This is a genomic window from Streptomyces sp. NPDC059900 (genome assembly GCF_050270335.1).
Classification (GTDB): domain Bacteria; phylum Actinomycetota; class Actinomycetes; order Streptomycetales; family Streptomycetaceae; genus Streptomyces.
In genome coordinates, this window is the sequence record NZ_JBNNJZ010000046.1 from 15,692 (window position 1) to 33,478 (window position 17,787).

Below are 17,787 nucleotides of genomic sequence, written 5' to 3' on the forward strand. Positions count from 1 at the left end.
CTTTCGGTAGGCCGGGTTCCGGTGGACCGTATGGCCATGGCGACGGCTTCCAGGCACTGCCCGACCTGCGGCGGCAAACCGCAGGACTTCCGGCCGGTCAATCAGGGCGAGGAGGACTACCTGGCCACCCTGATGACGCGGGCCGAGGCCCACGGCCACTGGCGCTGCCAGGGCGCCGGGTGCCGTTGGGTGCAGCCGCACCTCAACCAGGCCAAGGGACGCGTCCTGCCGCCGCCCTTCGGCTAGGTCAGTCGAAGATCGGGCCCTGCGTGCGGGTGCGCTTGATTTCGTAGAAGCCCGGGGTCGATGCCACGAGGAGCGTGCCGTCCCAGAGCTTTGCCGCGGCCTCGCCCTTGGGGGCGGGGGTCACGACGGGGCCGAAGAAGGCGACCTGCTCGCCGTCCGCGCCGGGGACGGCGATGACGGGCGTGCCCACGTCCTGGCCGACCTTGTCGATGCCCTCCTGGTGGGAGGCGCGCAGCTGGGTGTCGTACTCGTCCGAGTCCGCGTAGTCCGCGAGCTCCTCGGGCAGGCCGACGTCCTTGAGCGCGGAGACGACCGCCTCGCGGGTCGGGCCCTCGCCGAGGTTGTGGAAACGGGTGCCGAGGGCGGTGTAGAGGTCGCCGATGGTCTCGTCGCCGTGCTTCTGCTGGGCGGCGATGACCACGCGGACCGGGCCCCAGGCCTTCGTCTCCAGCATCTCGCGGTACTCCTCGGGCAGCTCGTCGAGCCGGTCCTCGTTCAGTACGGCGAGGCTCATGACATGCCAGCGGACCTCGACGTCGCGGACCTTCTCCACCTCGAGCATCCAGCGCGAGGTCATCCAGGCCCAAGGGCACAGCGGGTCGAACCAGAAGTCGGCTGTGGTCTTGCCGGGCTTACCGGACTTGCCATTCTCGGACATGTCTCTCCCTTAGGGAATGCGTGCGCGCTTGACCGGGGGAACGTCAGTGATCTGCCCGGGCATTCCCGGATACCGCGCGCTGGGGGCACATGCGAGGATCGTAGACATTCGTACAGGTCGTGCGATCCACGACTTCCACCTGCGAGTACAAGGGAGTACCGCCCGTGCCCGGAGAGAATCTTTCCCGCGACGAGGCCCAGGAGAGGGCCGCGCTGTTGTCCGTCGACGGGTACGAGGTCTTTCTCGACCTGCGCTCCGCGACCGGCGGGAGCGACCAGGAGCCGCGCACGTTCCGCTCCGTCACCACGATCCGCTTCCGCTCCGCCGAGCCCGGCGCCGCGAGCTTCGCCGACCTGATCGCCCCGAGCGTCACGGCGGTCTCCCTCAACGGCAAGGACCTCGACCCCTCCGAGGTCTTCGACGGCGCCCGGATCACGCTCGAGGACCTGGCCGCCGAGAACGAACTGGTGGTCGACGCCCAGTGCGCCTACAGCCGCACCGGCGAGGGCATGCACCGCTTCGTCGACCCGGAGGACGGCGAGGTCTATCTCTATACGCAGTACGAGCCCGCGGACTCCCGCCGCGTCTTCGCCAACTTCGAGCAGCCCGACCTGAAGGCACCCTTCCGGTTCGAGGTGCAGGCCCCCGAGGGCTGGACCGCGTGGTCCAACGGCTCGGGTGAACTGGTCGACGGCGTATGGAAATTCGCCGAGACGAAGCCGATCTCGACGTACATCACGGCGGTCGTCGCGGGCCCGTACCACTACGTGACGGACTCCTACAGCCGCACCTTCGACGACGGCACGACGCTGGAGATCCCGCTCGGCGCCCTGTGCCGCAAGGGGCTCGCCAAGTACTTCGACGCGGACGACGTCTTCCTGGTCACCAAGCAGGGCCTGGACTTCTTCCACGACAACTTCGACTACCCCTACCCCTTCGGGAAGTACGACCAGGCCTTCGTCCCGGAGTACAACCTGGGCGCGATGGAGAACCCCGGCTGTGTGACCTTCCGCGAGGAGTACATCTTCCGCGGCAAGGTGACCAGCGCGTCGTACGAGCGCCGGGCCAACGTCATCCTGCACGAGATGGCGCACATGTGGTTCGGCGACCTCGTCACCATGCGCTGGTGGGACGACCTGTGGCTCAAGGAGTCCTTCGCCGACTTCATGGGCACCTTCTCGATGGTCGAGGCGACGCGCTTCACCAACGGCTGGATCACCTTCGCCAACAACCGCAAGGCGTGGGCCTACCGCGCCGACCAGCTGCCCTCCACGCACCCGGTCACGGCCGACATCCGCGACCTGGAGGACGCCAAGCTCAACTTCGACGGGATCACGTACGCGAAGGGCGCGAGCGTCCTGAAGCAGCTCGTCGCCTACGCCGGGCGTGACGCCTTCCTCGAAGGCGCCCGGCGCTACTTCAAGCGGCACGCGTACGGCAACACCCGGCTCGGCGATCTCCTCTCGGTCCTGGAGGAGACATCGGGGCGCGACATGGCGGCGTGGTCGCAGGCCTGGCTCCAGACGGCGGGCGTCAACTCCCTGACCCCGCAGGTCCTGCTGAACGCGGAGGGCCGGATCACCGAGCTCTCCGTCATCCAGGAGGCCGCCGAGTCCCACCCCGAGCTGCGGCCGCACCGCGTGGCGGTGGGTCTGTACCGCCGCACGCCCGAGGGCGAGCTGACGCGGTACGCCCGCGCGGAGGTGGACGTCGACGGGCCGCGCACGGTGGTGTCCGAGCTGGCCGGCGAACAGGCTCCCGAGCTGGTCCTGGTCAACGACGACGACCTGACGTACTGCAAGATCCGCTTCGACGAGAACTCCCTCGACACGCTGCGCGCGCACCTCGGCGACATCACCGATCCGCTCGCCCGCGCGCTGTGCTGGTCCGCGCTGTGGAACCTCACGCGGGACGCGCTCATGCCCGCGCGGGACTTCATCGGGCTCGTGCTGCGCTTCGCGGGGCGCGAGAGCGACATCGGCGTCCTTCAGATGCTGCACACGTGGGCAGACTCAGCCCTCACCTTCTACGCGGCCCCCGAATGGCGCGAGGAGGGCGGGCGCGCGCTCGCCGAGGGTGCGCTGCGGGAGCTGCGGATCGCGGAGCCGGGCAGCCAGAACCAGCTGACGTGGGCGCGGTTCTTCGCCGCGGTGGCTTCGTCGGAGGCCGACCTCCAGCTGTTGCAGGGTCTCCTCGCGGGGACGGCGCAGATCGACGGCCTGGACGTCGACCAGGAGCTGCGCTGGTCCTTCCTCGGCCCGCTGGCCTCGCACGGCGTCGCCGACGAGCGGGTACTGGCCGCCGAACTGGCCCGTGACGACACCGCTTCGGGCAAGCGGCACCAGGTGCGGTGCCTGGCCGCGCGGCCTTCCGAGGCGGTCAAGGCGCAGGCGTGGGCCGCCGTGGTGGAGTCCGACTCGCTGTCCAACGCCCTGGTGGGGGCGACGATCTCCGGGTTCGGGCAGTCGTCGCAGCGGGAGCTGATCGCTCCGTACGCGCCCAAGTACTTCGCCGCCATCGAGCGGCTGTGGGCCGAGCGGTCGATCCAGATCGGGATGGACGTGGTGAAGGGCCTGTTCCCGCATCTCCAGGACGATCAGTCCACGGTGGACGCGGCCGACGCGTGGCTCGCCTCGCACGAGGGGGGCGCGCCCGCCCTGCGGCGGCTCGTCCTCGAGGCCCGGGACGACCTCGCGCGGTCGCTGCGGGCGCAGGGCTGCGACGCGGCTGCCGCTTCCTAGGCCGGTCGGGGCGGGCGCCGCGTCTGTCGCTGCTCGGCAGCCCCGGCGCCCGCCCGCCCGCCGGCCTCCGGCACGTACCCCGCGCAAACGGACCTTTTCGGCAGTCGAACGTCTGCACTTTAGTGCGGGGTTGTCCGGTTATGTCGACGGGCCTGTAACAGCGGTTAGCGGGCGGATCGGCAGCGGGAATGGCCGGGTCATGAACCACAACACCCCGCTCTCCCCCCGCCCCCTGCGTCACCTCGCCGCCGTCCAGCGCCGCGTGATGAGCACCGCCCAGCTCCGCGCCCACGGCGTCTGCGCCGCGGACATTTCCGCACACTGCCGCCCGGAAGGGCCCTGGCAGCAGCTGCTTCCGGGGGTCTGCCTGCTGCACCCAGGGCCTCCGACCAGCGAAGAGCGGCTGCACGGCGCCCTGTTGTACGCGGGGCGGCCACCGGCGAGGGCGGCGAAGAGCGTCCCCGTGCAGCCCGGCGCGGGCGAACCCCACGCCCCGTACGCCGACGCCCTGGTCACGGGACTCGCCGCGCTCGCCCTGCACCGCTTCTCGTCGGCTCCCCCGCTGCTCTCCCTGGACCGCATCGACGTCCTCGTCCCGCGCACCCGGCGGCTGCGTTCGACCGGGTTCGTGCGGCTCGTGCGGGCCCAGGCGATGCCGACCGCCGTACAGATCGCGGGCGTTCCGGTGGCTCCCGTGCCGCGTGCGCTCGCCGATGCCGTGGCGGGTCTTACCGAGGCGGGCGCGGTGCGCCGCCTGCTCACCGAGGCGGTGCGCGGCAACCACTGCGAACCGGCGGCGATCGTGCGGGAGTTGAACCAGGCGAAGCTGCTCACCCGCCCGCATGTCGTGGACGCGGTGGACTCGCTGCTCGCCGAAGGGCGGGCCATCGCCGAGGACCGGTTGTACCAGATGGTCGCCGAGCACGGTCTGCCCGATCCGCTGTGGAACGTCGACCTGCGATTGCCCGGCGGGCCGCATCTCGGGGGCGTCGACGCGTTCTGGCCCGACCTGGCCGTGGCCGTCGAGCTGGACACGCGGGCTCCCCGGCAGGGCTTCCGGCCGGACGACGACGCGCTGTGGTCCGAGTACGCCCGCAAGCGCGAGCACCTGGAGCGGCTGGGCATCACCGTCGTCCACCTGACCCCCAGGAAGCTGCGCGAGTCGCTCGAACAGCAGGCGACCGTCGTACGGACCGCGCTGATGGCCTCGGCCGACCGCGATCCGGCGGCGTATGTGGTGGTCCTGCCGCGTTAGTCCTCGCAGGAGGGAGGGAGCGGGGCCCGCACGCCGGGCCCCGCCGGATGACCGGCTCACGCGGGTCGAGTGGGTTTCAGCCCTTCTTGAGGATCAGTTCCGTGTTCCGGTCGCCCGGCTCGCCGCCCAGCGCGGGCTTGGCACCAGGGGCGTTGAAGGACAGCTCGCGGTAGAGCGCGGCGAGGCCGGTCTGGGAGAGGTCGGCGTAATCCGTGCGGTGCGGGGCCGACGACTCGATGAGGGTGGTGAAGAGGGAGATCGTGCCGTCGTGGTTGTCGCTCAGCTCCACCACGCGGGCCAGCTGCGGGAAGTCGATGTGCGAGGCCGTGGAGACCTCCCAGAAGGAGCCCTGCGGGGTCTGGTGCGCGGTGATGTCGTTCTTGTGGCTGTGTCCGTTGACCCAGGCGAGGACGGAACGGTGGCGGGCGAGGAGGGCGACGATCTCGTCGCCGCCGTGCCTGCCCTCGCGCGGGCGCTCGGGGTCCTCGCGCAGATTGCGCATGGTCCTGCTGGTGTGGTGGCTGAAGACGACGACGTACGAACCGCCGCCGTCCTTCTTCTCGTTCGCCTTCAGCTCCCGTTCGAGCCAGTCCATCTGGGCCGAGCCGAGCGAGCCCTCGTAGTGCCCGCCGGGGTCCGTCGAGTCCAGGCTGATGCCCAGGACGTCCTCGCTGATGCGGAAGGAGTAGTACTGGGTGCCCGCGTCGAGGTTCTCCTGCGTGTAGCCGTGCCCGGCGGGGCCGTGGCCCTTGTACGCGGGGTCGAGGTGGGCCTTGACGTACTCGGCGGGGGTGAAGGGCGCGCGGCTCTCGTCCGGCGTGACCGAGCGCATCCGCCGCGCCTCGCTCTTCAGGAGCTCCTTGAAGTGCGCGCCCTTGGGGTCACGGCCCTTCTTGACGGCCTTCCACAGGGCGGCGCCGCGCGGCTCGTCGAGGGACATCAGCTTCTTGCCGCCCACGGCGAATTCGGAGAAGTACGAGTCGCCGGGCCCCCAGCAGCCGCCGGGCAGCGCGTCGTGGTTGCCGACGGTGGAGTACCAGGGCAGGCCGAGACCGGGGCTGTTGACCTCGCGCAGGGCGGCTTCCAGGAAGCCGTCGACCCGGGGGAAGCCGAGGGCCTTGTCGGAGTCGCGCAGGTCGTCGTCCGGGTGCCAGTACAGCTTCAGGCCGCTGTCCTGGACGCCTTCGTAGCGGCGCGGGTCGCCGGTGTTGGGGTTGATGCGTCCGCCGCTCATGGTCTTGAGGAACCAGTCGAGTTCGGAGCGGGAGTTGTTGTCGGTGTTGTCGCCCGTCGTCACCACGCAGTGCAGCGGCGATCCGGTGGCGGGCGCGCCGCGCAGCGCGTTGACCCGCTCGACGAGCGCGACCGCGCCGGCCACCGAGAGGGCTTCCTGCGGGCGCCAGGCGCTGGCGGTCTGGGCGCGCAGGTACTCGTAGCGCAGCGGGTGCTGCACGTCGACCAGGTGCAGGTCGGTGAACTGGACGAACGCGGCGAGCGGGGTGCGGCGCCCTTCGCGGCCGTTCTTCGCGGCGGCGAGATCGCCGCGGACCACGCGGCCCCAGGCGGGCCCGTCGCCCAGCCGCCGGTAGCCGGACGTGCCGCGGGGCGTGGCGACGGCGCCCAGTGTGGTGCCGCCCCGGTAGGGCGCGAGGGGCGCGGCGGGTGCCTGCCGGGAGAGCGCGACGGGGGCGGGGCCGCTGGGGGCGGCATGGCTTGCGGCGGGCCGCAGGGCGTAGCCGATGCCCGCGGACAGGGAGACGGCTCCGGTGGTCGCGAGGAAGGCCCGGCGATCGACGGCGGAGACTGCGGAGTGGGTGGCGGCCCGGGCGGCGGTGGCGACAGAGCGTATGCGCGGCATGGCGCGGTCTCCCCGATTCCAGACGAGTCGGCAGTGGTCGCGGGCCCCTCGCACCAGGCGAGAATCCCGCTCGTACTGGATCGTTGGCATCCGGGATGACCTGCACGTTAACGAGACCGCAACGGGCAGCGCCGATCACCGTACGTGGATCATCGAGCACCCTGCGCGGTCACACAGCTCTCTCCGGGCGGAGAGGAGGCGGTCACTCCACGTTCACCTTCCGGGGAAGGGCAGGCACTGCGGGGGCTCAGGCGGGCGCCGTCCGGTGGCCGTCCCCCGGCCGGGTCCGCCACAGGTCGAGCCCGATGTCGACGAGCCCGACCCGGTCGAGTCCGGCGACGGCGTCCAGGGCGTGCCAGGCCGCGAGGTCGGTGGACCCGTCCTGCTCGTGGCGCAGCTCGCCGCCGGTGATCCGCGCCTCGTAGACGATGCGCAGGCCGTGGAAGTCGGCGAGGGCGCCGAGCTTGCGGGGGTAGCGCCTGCGCAGCGAGTCGACGCCGAGGAGCGTGACGGGCTCGATGGCGTACCCGGTCTCCTCGTCGGCCTCGCGGATCACCGTGTCGTACGGGTCTTCCCCGTGGTCCATTCCGCCCCCGGGCAGCGTCCAGCGCTTGCTGCCGTCGCCCGCGACCCAGCGGGCGAGCAGCAGCTGCCCGTTCTGCACGCATACGGCGTAGGCCGCCACCCGTAGCTCTTTATGCACGGATTGACGCTAGTCCTCCTGGCCCGGATTGGCAGGGGAGTACTCCGGAGCGGTCCAGCTCCATGGGCTCGCGCCGAGCGTCTCGACCGCTTCGGCGAGGGTGAACCGGACCGTGCGGGAGCCGTCGTCGCCGTATTCGGTACGGGCCGTTCCGGTGAGCTGGAGGGTGGTGCCGGTCCGCCAGTCGAGGAAGAGGAGCCCCGCGCGGGGGTCGGTGGCGAGATTACCGAGGGACAGGAACATGGAGTTGCCGGGGTAGTCCCGCCAGGCGATTTCGCAGGAGGAAGCGACCTGGACGAAGCCGGGGTTGCCGCCCCGGTGGCTGGCGTCGGCGCCGTGCGCGTGGACGGTGGCGAGGAAGAAGGTGTCCGCTGCGGCCAGGAACGCGCGCTGGTCGCCGGTGAGTTTCGTGCCGCGGCGGGGCGCGGACGGGCGGCCGGGCAGGGCACCCGGCGGAAGTTCCCGTTTCTGGATGTACTTCGGGCAGTTCGAGAAGACCTGGTCGGCTTCGATCGCCAGACCACGGGGTGTCGGCCGCGCCCGGCCGTTGAGGCGCATGCGGCGCCGGGTGCGGGGATCGAGGGCGATGGTGCCCACGGGGGCGCCTTCCCCGGCGAGGGTCTGCGCGAGCGGGTCGGCCCGGTTCAGGCCGCCCGCGATCGATATCTGGTGCGGCCCCGTGGCCCGCACGAACCCGGGTTCGCCGGTGAGCAGCGAGGCCCATACGGCGCCCGCGGGGTCCGCGCCGCCGATCACCAGCATGGGCTGGATTCCGAGGAAGGCGGCGGCGACGGGACGGATGCCGTCACCGATGGACCGCCCCACATGGTCGGCCGCCTCCCGCACGCCGACGAGATCCTGAACGGCGCGCGAGCCGTGATGGTACGTAGTCATGCCACTCTCCTGCCGGGCCATGGGGAGCGCCCCCGAAGGGGCGCGGGGAACTGCGCGACCAGCCACGAACAACCCACGGCCGACAGCCGGGATTCCGCCGCGGGGCGGCAGTTTCCGCAGGGCTAGAAGAACCCGCAGGTAGGCGCATCCGGCACCGGAGCCGGTCCCGAGGCGCCCGCGCCGACGCCCGCAAAGATTTCCAGACGCGTGCCGTCCGGGTCATGGAAGAAGATCCCGCCGGACGCCGCGCCCTCGCCGTGCGGGACGACCCCCTCGTAGGCGAACTCCACGCCGTACGCGCGCAGAGCGCTCTCGTACGCGCGGATCTCCTCGACCGTGCCGACCTCGAACGCGAGGTGGTGCAGGCCCGCGTTCCGCGCGGAGTACCCGGCACCGGCCTGCTGCCAGAGCGTGAGCACGGGGCGCCCGCCCTCCTGGCCGCCCTCGCCGAGGAAGGCGTAGCGGCGGCCCTCCTCCTTGCCCTCGGCGAGCAGGCCGAACCCGAGCACGTCCCGGTAGAAGGCGAGCGAGCGCTCCAGGTCGGTGACGTTCAGGCCGATGTGGCCGGTGCGCACAGCTGTGGACGTCGGCATGGTTCTCCCCTTGGTTGCTAACCGTTGAAAGTGAGATTAGAGGTTAGATGCAGAGGCGTCAACCGGTCACGTACTCTTGAGCGGTTAGCACCGAAGGGGAGCACTCATGGCCGCCGCAAAGACCCAGCACGACCCCCGCCCGCTCACCGGCGAGCCGCTCTCCCTCGACCTGCTCAACACCGTCTGGATGCACGAGGGCGTACGCCAGGACCTGCTCACGGACACCGGAGGGCTCGGCGTCTGGCTCGCGGCGAACGGTCTCGGTACGCGCTTCACCGCCGACGGGGCGACCCTGGAGCACGTCCTGCGTGCCCGCGAGGCGCTCGCCTCCGTCGTGGACTCCCCCGGCGACCCGGCGGGCATCGCGCGTGTCGACGCGGTCCTCTCGCACGGCCGCATCCGCGCGACCCTCACCGGGGAAGGCCCCGGCGAGGAGCCCGAGTTCGCGGACCCGGCGTGGGGCGCGGCCTGGCTCGCCGCGCGCGACTACCTCAGCCTCCTGGCCGCCGCGCCCGACCGGATCCGCGGCTGCGCCCACGAGTCCTGCGTCCTGCACTTCTTCGACACCTCGCGCAACGGCACGCGCCGCTGGTGCTCCATGGCGGCCTGCGGCAACCGCGCGAAGGCGTCGCGGCACTACGCGCGCTCGCGCGAGAGCTGACCCCAAGTCCCGCTATGAACCGCCTTGTCCGGCATGGCGGGTGGCGGAATTGCGTCATGCCCTGATCACAGCTCGGACAACTCTCCCCAAACAGCAGTCACTTACGTAAGGCTGAGCGGTCATCCGGTTCCGGATTCCGGACCTTTTCGACCTTTACGTACAGGGATGCTGATGCACAGATCCAGTGCTAGACGCACGACCCGTCTCGCGATAGCCGTCGGCCTGACCGCCGCGCTCTCCGCCGCCGGGCCCATACCCATGGCCCTCGCGGCCGACGGGGACCCCGGGGGCCAGACCACCCCCAAGTCCGCCGAGGAGAAACTCGGTTCGGCCGACGCCGATCTGCTCGCCGAAGCGCAGGCGGACGGCGAGAAGACCGTCACGATGATGGTCGCCACCGCACCCGGCGCCACCGAGCAGGTCGCCGACCAGCTCGACGCCGTCAAGGGCGGTTCGGTCGGCCGGACGTACGACAAGCTCGGCTACGTACGCGCCACCGTGCCCACCTCGAAGGCCGGGGCCGCCATCGAGGCCGCCGGGAAGCTGTCGTCCGTGCAGGGCATCGACCTGCGGCACGAGATCGAACTGGACGACCCGACGCCCGCCGCCGACCGGGCCAAGGGCGCGAAGACCGCGGGCAAGGGGACGTATTCCGGACCCGGCAAGAAGACCCCGGCGAAGAACCCGTACAACCCGTCCTTCGAGACGGGCGCCGTCGACTTCGTGAAGAAGAACCCGAAGGCGGACGGCCGCGGCACCACCATCGGCATCCTGGACTCCGGCGTCGACCTGGGTCACCCCGCGCTCAAGAAGACCACCACGGGCGAGCGGAAGATCACCGACTGGGTGACCGCGACCGACCCGATCGTGGACGCGGACGCCACCTGGCGCCGCATGACCAACCCGGTCACGGGCCCCGTCTTCACCTGGAACGGCGAGACGTGGAAGGCCCCCGCGGGCTCCTTCCAGGTCAACCGCTTCCTGGAGTCGGCCACCACCGGCGGCGACGCCAAGGGCGACATCAACCGCGACGGCGACACCACCGACAGCTGGGGCGTGCTCTACGACCCGGCCGCCGGGACCGTCCGCGTCGACCTGAACAACAACAAGGACTTCACCGACGACGAGGTGATGAAGCCGTACAAGGACGACCACCAGGTCGCCTACTTCGGCAAGGACGACCCGGCGACCGACGTCGTCGAGCGCGTCCCCTTCGTCGTCGAGATCCGCAAGGACGTGCCGACCGACCCGTACGGCGGCGACTGGGTCGGCAAGAAGGCCGACTTCGTCAACATCGGCGTCATCGAGTCCGAGCACGGCACGCACGTCGCGGGCATCACCGCGGCCAACGGCCTGTTCGGCGGCAAGATGAACGGCGCGGCGCCCGGCGCCAAGCTGGTCTCCTCGCGCGCCTGCACCTGGACCGGCGGCTGCACGAACGTCGCGCTCACCGAGGGCATGATCGACCTCGTCACGAAGCGCGGCGTCGACATCGTGAACATGTCGATCGGCGGCCTGCCGGCCCTGAACGACGGCAACAACGCGCGCGCCGCGCTCTACAAGCGCCTCATCGACGAGTACGGCGTCCAGCTGGTGATCTCCGCGGGCAACTCGGGCCCCGGCGCGAACACCATCGGCGACCCCGCACTCGCGGACAAGGTCATCTCCGTCGGCGCCTCGATCTCCAAGGAGACCTGGGCCGCCAACTACGGCTCCGCCGTCGAGAAGTCGTACGCGATGATGCCGTTCTCCTCGCGCGGCCCGCGCGAGGACGGCGGCTTCGCGCCGATCATCTCGGCGCCGGGCTCGGCCATCAACACCACGCAGACCTGGCTGCCGGGCTCCCCGGTCGCCGAGGCGGGCTACCAGCTCCCGGCCGGTTACTCGATGCTGCAGGGCACGTCGATGGCGTCCCCGCAGGCCGCGGGCGCATCGGCGCTGCTGCTCTCCGCCGCCAAGCGCGAGCACGTCGACCTGACCCCGGCGAAGCTGCGCACGGCGCTCACCTCGACCGCGGACCGCATCCACGGCGAGCAGGCGTACGCGCAGGGCACCGGCCTGATCAACGTCGTGGACGCCTGGGATGCCATCGAGGACGACGCGAAGGCGCACACCTACACGGTGAAGGCGCCGGTCGACACCGCCCTGGAGCAGGAGCTGAAGAACCCCGGCACCGGCATCTACGACCGTGAGGGCGGCCTGAAGACCGGCCAGAAGCGGACGTACGACGTCACGATCACCCGCACCTCGGGCCCGGACCGCTCCGTGCGCCACGAGCTTGACCTGGTGAACAACCACGAGGGCACGTTCAAGCTGCTCGGCGACGACGAGGTGTCGCTGCCGCTGAACAAGCCGGTCACCGTCAAGGTACAGGCGAAGGCCAAGTCGGCCGGTCTGCACAGCGCGATCCTGGCCGTCGACGACGAGCGCACCGAGGGCATCGACCAGCAGGTCATGTCGACGGTCGTCGTCTCGTCGCCGCTCGCGAAGCCGTCGTACACCTTCTCGGGCTCCGGTTCGGTGCAGCGCAACAGCACCCAGTCGTACTTCGTGACGGTCCCCAAGGGCGCCAAGTCCCTGGAGTTGGCGCTCGGCGGTCTGAAGGGCAAGAGCCAGACGCGGTTCATCGCGGTGCACCCGTACGGCGTACCGGTCGACTCGACGTCGTCGCTCGTCTGCTACGCCAACTACGACAACCCGGCCAACACCTGCCGCCCCGACCTGCGTTCGTACCCCGAGCCGCAGCCGGGCGTGTGGGAGATCGAGGTCGAGTCGCGCAGGACGTCCCCGCTCCTGGACAACCCCTACAAGCTGGACGTCTCCGCCCTGGGTGTCGCCTTCGACCCCGCGGTGCAGACGATCCCGGAGGCGAAGGTCGGCACTCCGGCGCCCGTCTCCTGGAAGGTCACGAACAACTTCGCCGCGGTCGACGGCAAGCTGAAGGGCGGCTCGCTGGGCTCCGCGAAGGCGGCGAAGCCCACCATCAAGCAGGGCGAGACCCAGACGACGACCGTGGTCGTGCCCGAGGGCGCGGAGCGGCTCGACGTCGCCATCGGCTCCACTGCGGACACCGCGGCGGACCTCGACCTGGCGGTCCTGAAGGGCGGCGTGACCGTCGGATCGTCGGCGGACGGCGACTCGGAGGAGTCGGTCAGCATCACGAAGCCCGCGGCCGGTACGTACGAGATCCAGGTGGCGGGCTACTCGATCCCGTCCGGGTCCACCGCGTACGACTACCGGGACGTCTTCTTCTCGGGTGCGCTCGGCTCGGTGAAGGTCGACGAGTCGGCGCCGGTGAAGCTGGCGAACGGGGCCACCGCCCCGGTCTCGGCGCAGGTCGCGGCGGACGCGCCCGCCGCCGAGGGGCGCCAGCTGTTCGGTGAGGTGTCGCTCCTGAACGGGCGCGGCACGGTCGCCGGTACCGGCAGTGTCCTGATCGAGAAGGTCACGGCCCCGTAGTCACCTGGTCCTCAAGCGCCGGACGGACTGATCCGTTCAGCCCGTCCGGCGTTCGGGGCCACCTCGACCTCCGCCTCGTGCCCGGCACATTTCCGCGCTAGCACCTCATGCCCTTCCCTTCGCGCAGCTCCCGCTCGATCCACGCCCGGTCCTTGGCGAGGTCCTTCTCCCCCTTGGACCAGATGTCCGGCGACGCCTCGCCCTCCGGGATGCCGATCAGGGTCCGGTCGCCGGGCCGCAGCCGCGGGTCCACGTCCGCGTCCATCACGAACGTGACCTGCTTCGCTCCCTGGTCCGGCTTGTAGTAGCGGGTCACGTCGAGGACGATCCGCTCGCTGACGCCGCCGGGGATCGGCTCGACCCGTTTCACCGTGCCCTCCACGACGAGCCGGGCGCAGGGGACATAGGCCCCGGACTTCTGGTCCGCTCCGTCCGAGCCGCCGCCGTCCGCCCGCTGGTCACCGGCCTCCGGCGCCGCACCCTTCGCCGCGTCGGAGTCGTTGCTCGCCGTGATCCCGCCGCCGCTCTCCATCGCCAGCCAGGCGAGGCCGCCCACCAGCGAGGCGGCAGCCGTGGCCGCGGCGAGGCCGAACGCCACCGTCACGCGCCGCCGCCGGACCCCGGCGGGGCGCACGCCGGCCCGCCGGTCCGGCGGCGGCACGGGCACAGGCACAGGCACAGGCACAGCAGCGGTCGCGGGAGCGGCCAGCGCCCGTCCCACCACACCGATCTGCTCCCGGAGCAGTGCGACGTCCGCCACAGCCGCGGCGTGCTCCGCCGCGAGCTGCGGGTCCCGCCCGGCGTCCCCGGGCAGGGGCTCGTCCGTCAGGGCCAGCATCAGCGCGTCGTACTCGTCCTCGGCCACCGTCACACCACCTCGCCCTCGTGCAGCCGCGTGCGCAGCACCCGTACCGCCGTATGCAGCCTGCTCTTGACCGTGCCCTCCGGGATGCCGAGCTCGTCGGCGATCGCCCGCACCGGCAGATCGGCGTAGAAGCGCAGGACGACGACCTGCCGCTGGGTGTCGGGCAGTGTGTCCAGGCCCTGGGTCACGGCCATCGAGAGAGCCCGGCTCTCCGCCCCGTCCTCGTCCGTCGCCTCTCGCCACAGCACGGCGAGCCGCTCCCCCAGCCGCTCCTGCCTGCGGCGCGCCCGGTGCCAGTCCATGGCGAGGTTCGAGGCGACGACCGCCGCCCACGCGGACACGTCACGCGGCGCCTCGCGTCCGTCCGCGGCCCGCTCCAGGAGCTTGAGCCTGACCTGCTGGACGCCGTCGGGCAGATCGGCGTACGGCACCCCGCCGAGCGCGAGCACGGCCCGCACCCGGTCCTCCTGGGCCGCGTCGAGCGGATCGGACCGTTCCCGACCGCCCTGCTGGTCCCGCCGGTCCCGTCGCATTCTTCCGCGCAGCAAGACACCCCTCCCGTCCCCGCGTTTCCCCTAGGACGCCAGGAGCGCCCGAAACGTTCGACGCGATGAGGAATCCCCACACCTCTGTCCACGGAACGGAGGATGTCCCTGTCACCTTCTCGGCCGTGAATGGCCTGGCTGTGTGCTCGGCCATTCACACCTTGTCGCGCTCCCGACTGCCCACTACGACAGGGCGGTCACAGGTCGCATCTCCCCGCTCCTGTCGCGTTATGCGGCGGGGCGGGGACGGGCATGGTGACGAATGCCCACGCCGAGCGTGCGCGGGTGCGCACATTGACCCCGGCGACGTGGTCAGCGGGCCCAGCGAGGCCGCACTGACGACAGTGAAAGTGATCCCGAGTGGGCCTGTTGGCCCGCTCGGTGTGCCCACAGCGCGGACAGCGCTGCGAGGTATGAGCCGCATCCACGGCGAGGAACGGCACCCCGGCCCGGCGGGCCTTGTAGTGAAGGTGCTGTCCGAGCTGATGGAACGGCCAGGAGGAGAGCGCGCCCCGCTGGTCGCGGCGAAGCCGTACCCGGTCGCGAATGCCGTCCAGTTCTTCGACGGCGATCCCGCGCCCGGTGCGTTGCGCAACGGACACGATCTCCTTGCTGACTTTGTGGTTCACATGAGTGGCGTGCCGGTGTTCCTTCCGCGCGCGGCGGGCGGCACGCCGGGTGGCTGAGCGGGTCTTCTTCGCCTGGAGTTCGGCACGCTTGCGGGCCTGCCAGCGACGGTAGCGGGACAGGCGGCGGCCTTGGTAGTTGGCGCCGTCGCTTGTGGTGGCAAGGTTCACGATCCCGCGGTCGACCCCAATCCAGCCGACCGGCTCGTACACCTCCGGCTCAGGGACGTCGCAGGTGGCGACCAAGAACCACGCCCTGCCCCTCTGGACAAGATCGGACTCGCCCTTGCGGTAGTCAGCCAGCGTCTTCAGCTGCCCGGCGGCACCGGTATAACGCAGACCTTTCATCCGGCCCCCCACGGTCCAGATCGACACCGTGCGGGCATCGGTCTGCCAGGACAGGCATCGATCGTCGAACGGCTGCGCCGCCTGCGTATGGAAGGCAATAGGGCTCCCCTTCGCCGCGCGGCAACGCTTGGACGTAAGACCCCCTAATAGTCCGGCCTTCACCTGGGCGGCGAGCGCCGCGTAGGCGTCCACGACCTTCTTGACCACCCGCACCGCAGGCTGCGCCGATAGCCCGAACTCCGCTTTGATCTCCGCATAGACGATCTTCTGCAGGCCATTACGGTCCCGCGTGCCCGAACCGAACGCGACGCGGGCGACATGATCGGCGGCCCGGTTACAGGCGCGCAACGTCGCCTCCAGCGCCGCGGCCTGTTCCGGCGACGGCAGCAGCTTCACCTGCACCACCAGTTCCATGACACGCAACCGTAGAGACCATTCCGCACATAGAAGCGGTCTTCGCACACATTCACCCGAACATGCGACCTATGCGCACGAGTGTGCGCATAGCAGACTCCGCCGACTATCGCTGCGGGCATTGAATGCCCGACGGTGCGATGTGATGAGGCACCAACCCTGCTCTGTGTGACTTTGCTCGCACGATGGCCACAGCGGACGGGCCAAAGCCCGTAGGAGCTCGTACGGAAGGTGGGGTCACTCCCGGTCACTGGACAGCGGCGGCAAAGACTAAGGATTGGACAAGCCTGACCTGGAGAGACGCATGATGGGCTGCATCAGCAGCTCGCGTACGTACGGAGGAGCCCCCGTGAAGGTCGGAATCGTCGGAGCCACCGGTCAGGTCGGCACGGTCATGCGCAAGATCCTCGTCGAGCGGGACTTCCCGGTGGACGAGCTGCGCCTGTTCGCATCGGCCCGCTCGGCCGGATCGACCCTCGACGGTGTGACGGTCGAGGACGCCTCCACGGCCGACTACAGCGGCCTCGACATCGTCCTGTTCTCGGCGGGCGGCGCCACCTCGAAGGCGCTGGCCGAGAAGGTCGCATCGCAGGGTCCCGTCGTGATCGACAACTCCTCGGCCTGGCGGATGGACCCCGAGGTCCCCCTCGTCGTCTCCGAGGTCAACCCGCACGCGATCGCCAACCGCCCCAAGGGCATCATCGCCAACCCGAACTGCACGACGATGGCCGCCATGCCGGTCCTGAAGCCGCTGCACAAGGAGGCCGGGCTCACCGCGCTCGTCGTGGCGACGTACCAGGCCGTCTCCGGCTCGGGCCTCGCCGGTGTCGACGAGCTGTTCGACCAGGTCAAGAAGGTCGGCGACGACGCCCCCAAGCTGACGCACGACGGTTCGGCCACGGCGTTCCCGGCCCCGAACAAGTACGTCGCGCCGATCGCGTACAACGTCCTGCCGATGGCCGGTTCCATCGTCGACGACGGTCTGAACGAGACCGACGAGGAGCAGAAGCTCCGCAACGAATCCCGCAAGATCCTCGAGGTCCCGGACCTCAAGGTCTCCGGCACCTGCGTCCGCGTGCCGGTCTTCACGGGCCACTCCCTCCAGGTCAACGCCCGCTTCGAGCGTCCGCTGAGCCCCGAGCGCGCCACGGAGATCCTCGCGTCGGCCGAGGGCGTCGTCCTCGCCGACGTCCCGAACCCGCTGGTCGCCGCGGGCAAGGACGACGCGTACGTGGGCCGCATCCGGGGCGACGAGACGGTGGAGAACGGCCTGGCCTTCTTCATCTCCGACGACAACCTCCGCAAGGGTGCCGCGCTGAACGCGGTGCAGATCGCGGAGCTGGTGGCGGCCGAGCTCAAGGGCTGAGGTCTTCGTACCTCGTCATACGTACGCCGAAGGGGGCGGGCACGGATTCACTCCGTGCCCGCCCCCTTCGCGTACCCGGCGCCCGCGCTCTTCGCGTACCCCACGACGAGCAGGGCGAGCGCCGCGAGACCGCCTCCGAGCCACAGCACGTCCGTCGTCCCGTAGCCGTCCGCGACCAGGCCGCCGGTCAGGGCGCCCAGGGCGATCGCCGCGTTGAACACCGCGGCGAACAGCGCGGAGGCCGCCTCACGGGCGCGGGGCGCGGCGGCGAGCACCCACTGCTGGGCGGAGACGGAGACCCCGCCGTAGGCCAGGCCCCATGCGACGAGGAGCGCCACCGACGCGAGGAGCGAGCCGCCCGCGGGCCCCAGGAGCAGGACCACGGCGGCAAGACCCCCGGAGATGGCGAGCAGCGCCCTGCGCGGATCGCGGGCCGCGAGCGCGCCGCCCGCGAAGTTCCCCGCGATGCCCGCGACTCCGTAGGCCAGGAGCAGCCCGCTGATCAGACCGGCGCCCTGGCCGGGAACGCGCTCCAGGACGGGGCGGACGTAGGTG

The 17,787-nt window shown here is 70.9% G+C and carries 15 protein-coding genes; 6 read left to right on the forward strand and 9 right to left on the reverse strand.

Features of this window, described 5'->3' with window-relative positions; genetic code table 11:
- The first annotated feature begins 36 nt into the window (after positions 1–36).
- Positions 37–246, forward strand: coding sequence for a hypothetical protein (locus ACQKIP_RS10130; protein WP_365857740.1), 210 nt, complete (start codon positions 37–39; stop codon positions 244–246).
- 1 nt (position 247) lies between these two features.
- Here ACQKIP_RS10130 and ACQKIP_RS10135 read toward each other — a convergent pair whose 3' ends face one another.
- Complete coding sequence (locus ACQKIP_RS10135) at positions 248–904, reverse strand: DsbA family protein (RefSeq protein ID WP_365857738.1); 657 nt, start codon at positions 902–904, stop codon at positions 248–250.
- 164 nt (positions 905–1,068) lie between these two features.
- Here ACQKIP_RS10135 and pepN point away from each other — a divergent pair, with 164 nt between their 5' ends.
- Entirely contained in the window at positions 1,069–3,645 is a 2,577-nt protein-coding gene (gene pepN, locus ACQKIP_RS10140; protein ID WP_365857736.1) for an aminopeptidase N, read from the forward strand.
- Positions 3,646–3,844: 199 nt separating this feature from the next.
- Positions 3,845–4,900, forward strand: a complete 1,056-nt coding sequence (locus ACQKIP_RS10145; protein WP_365857734.1) for a hypothetical protein — start codon at positions 3,845–3,847, stop codon at positions 4,898–4,900.
- 76 nt (positions 4,901–4,976) lie between these two features.
- On the opposite strand, the gene ACQKIP_RS10150 is transcribed toward ACQKIP_RS10145, so the two are convergent.
- The 4 genes from ACQKIP_RS10150 to ACQKIP_RS10165 all read right to left on the reverse strand — a co-directional run bounded on the left by ACQKIP_RS10150 (position 4,977) and on the right by ACQKIP_RS10165 (position 8,948).
- Positions 4,977–6,758 (reverse strand): TIGR03767 family metallophosphoesterase, encoded by a 1,782-nt coding sequence (locus ACQKIP_RS10150; RefSeq protein ID WP_365857732.1) that lies wholly within the window; start codon positions 6,756–6,758, stop codon positions 4,977–4,979.
- A 247-nt stretch (positions 6,759–7,005) separates the two neighbouring features.
- A complete protein-coding gene (locus tag ACQKIP_RS10155; RefSeq protein WP_365857730.1) occupies positions 7,006–7,461 on the reverse strand; it encodes an NUDIX hydrolase in 456 nt (151 codons plus the stop codon).
- 9 nt (positions 7,462–7,470) lie between these two features.
- Positions 7,471–8,355 (reverse strand): pyridoxamine 5'-phosphate oxidase family protein, encoded by an 885-nt coding sequence (locus ACQKIP_RS10160; protein ID WP_365857728.1) that lies wholly within the window; start codon positions 8,353–8,355, stop codon positions 7,471–7,473.
- Positions 8,356–8,477: 122 nt separating this feature from the next.
- Positions 8,478–8,948: a VOC family protein gene (locus ACQKIP_RS10165; RefSeq protein WP_365857726.1), complete on the reverse strand. Its 471-nt coding sequence runs from the start codon at positions 8,946–8,948 to the stop codon at positions 8,478–8,480.
- 106 nt (positions 8,949–9,054) lie between these two features.
- On the opposite strand from ACQKIP_RS10165, the gene ACQKIP_RS10170 reads away from it, so the two are divergent.
- Positions 9,055–9,609 carry a CGNR zinc finger domain-containing protein gene (locus tag ACQKIP_RS10170; protein WP_365857724.1) on the forward strand — a complete coding sequence of 185 codons (555 nt, stop codon included), beginning with the start codon at positions 9,055–9,057 and terminating at the stop codon, positions 9,607–9,609.
- 171 nt (positions 9,610–9,780) lie between these two features.
- Complete coding sequence (locus tag ACQKIP_RS10175; RefSeq protein ID WP_427742753.1) at positions 9,781–13,068, forward strand: S8 family serine peptidase; 3,288 nt, start codon at positions 9,781–9,783, stop codon at positions 13,066–13,068.
- A gap of 97 nt (positions 13,069–13,165) precedes the next feature.
- Here ACQKIP_RS10175 and ACQKIP_RS10180 read toward each other — a convergent pair whose 3' ends face one another.
- The 3 genes from ACQKIP_RS10180 to ACQKIP_RS10190 form a co-directional block, all read right to left on the reverse strand.
- Positions 13,166–13,933: a hypothetical protein gene (locus ACQKIP_RS10180; RefSeq protein WP_365857720.1), complete on the reverse strand. Its 768-nt coding sequence runs from the start codon at positions 13,931–13,933 to the stop codon at positions 13,166–13,168.
- A 2-nt stretch (positions 13,934–13,935) separates the two neighbouring features.
- Positions 13,936–14,481, reverse strand: coding sequence for a sigma-70 family RNA polymerase sigma factor (locus tag ACQKIP_RS10185; protein WP_427742754.1), 546 nt, complete (start codon positions 14,479–14,481; stop codon positions 13,936–13,938).
- Positions 14,482–14,675: 194 nt separating this feature from the next.
- On the reverse strand, positions 14,676–15,866 hold the full coding sequence (locus ACQKIP_RS10190; RefSeq protein ID WP_365857718.1) for an RNA-guided endonuclease InsQ/TnpB family protein: 1,191 nt from the start codon (positions 15,864–15,866) through the stop codon (positions 14,676–14,678).
- Between the two features lie 349 nt (positions 15,867–16,215).
- On the opposite strand from ACQKIP_RS10190, the gene ACQKIP_RS10195 reads away from it, so the two are divergent.
- On the forward strand, positions 16,216–17,232 hold the full coding sequence (locus ACQKIP_RS10195) for an aspartate-semialdehyde dehydrogenase (protein ID WP_365857716.1): 1,017 nt from the start codon (positions 16,216–16,218) through the stop codon (positions 17,230–17,232).
- Between the two features lie 47 nt (positions 17,233–17,279).
- On the opposite strand, the gene ACQKIP_RS10200 is transcribed toward ACQKIP_RS10195, so the two are convergent.
- Positions 17,280–17,787: MFS transporter (locus tag ACQKIP_RS10200; protein ID WP_427742757.1), on the reverse strand; the 508-nt coding region annotated here is incomplete at its 5' end.

Bases quoted from the DNA above. Each gene is read 5' to 3' on its own strand.
- ACQKIP_RS10130 (WP_365857740.1), top strand. From the start codon at position 37: ATGGCGACGGCTTCCAGGCACTGCCCGACCTGCGGCGGCAAACCGCAG.
- ACQKIP_RS10135 (WP_365857738.1), bottom strand. From the start codon at position 904: ATGTCCGAGAATGGCAAGTCCGGTAAGCCCGGCAAGACCACAGCCGAC.
- ACQKIP_RS10145 (WP_365857734.1), top strand. From the start codon at position 3,845: ATGAACCACAACACCCCGCTCTCCCCCCGCCCCCTGCGTCACCTCGCC.
- ACQKIP_RS10150 (WP_365857732.1), bottom strand. From the start codon at position 6,758: ATGCCGCGCATACGCTCTGTCGCCACCGCCGCCCGGGCCGCCACCCAC.
- ACQKIP_RS10160 (WP_365857728.1), bottom strand. From the start codon at position 8,355: ATGACTACGTACCATCACGGCTCGCGCGCCGTTCAGGATCTCGTCGGC.
- ACQKIP_RS10165 (WP_365857726.1), bottom strand. From the start codon at position 8,948: ATGCCGACGTCCACAGCTGTGCGCACCGGCCACATCGGCCTGAACGTC.
- ACQKIP_RS10170 (WP_365857724.1), top strand. From the start codon at position 9,055: ATGGCCGCCGCAAAGACCCAGCACGACCCCCGCCCGCTCACCGGCGAG.
- ACQKIP_RS10175 (WP_427742753.1), top strand. From the start codon at position 9,781: ATGCACAGATCCAGTGCTAGACGCACGACCCGTCTCGCGATAGCCGTC.
- ACQKIP_RS10190 (WP_365857718.1), bottom strand. From the start codon at position 15,866: ATGGAACTGGTGGTGCAGGTGAAGCTGCTGCCGTCGCCGGAACAGGCC.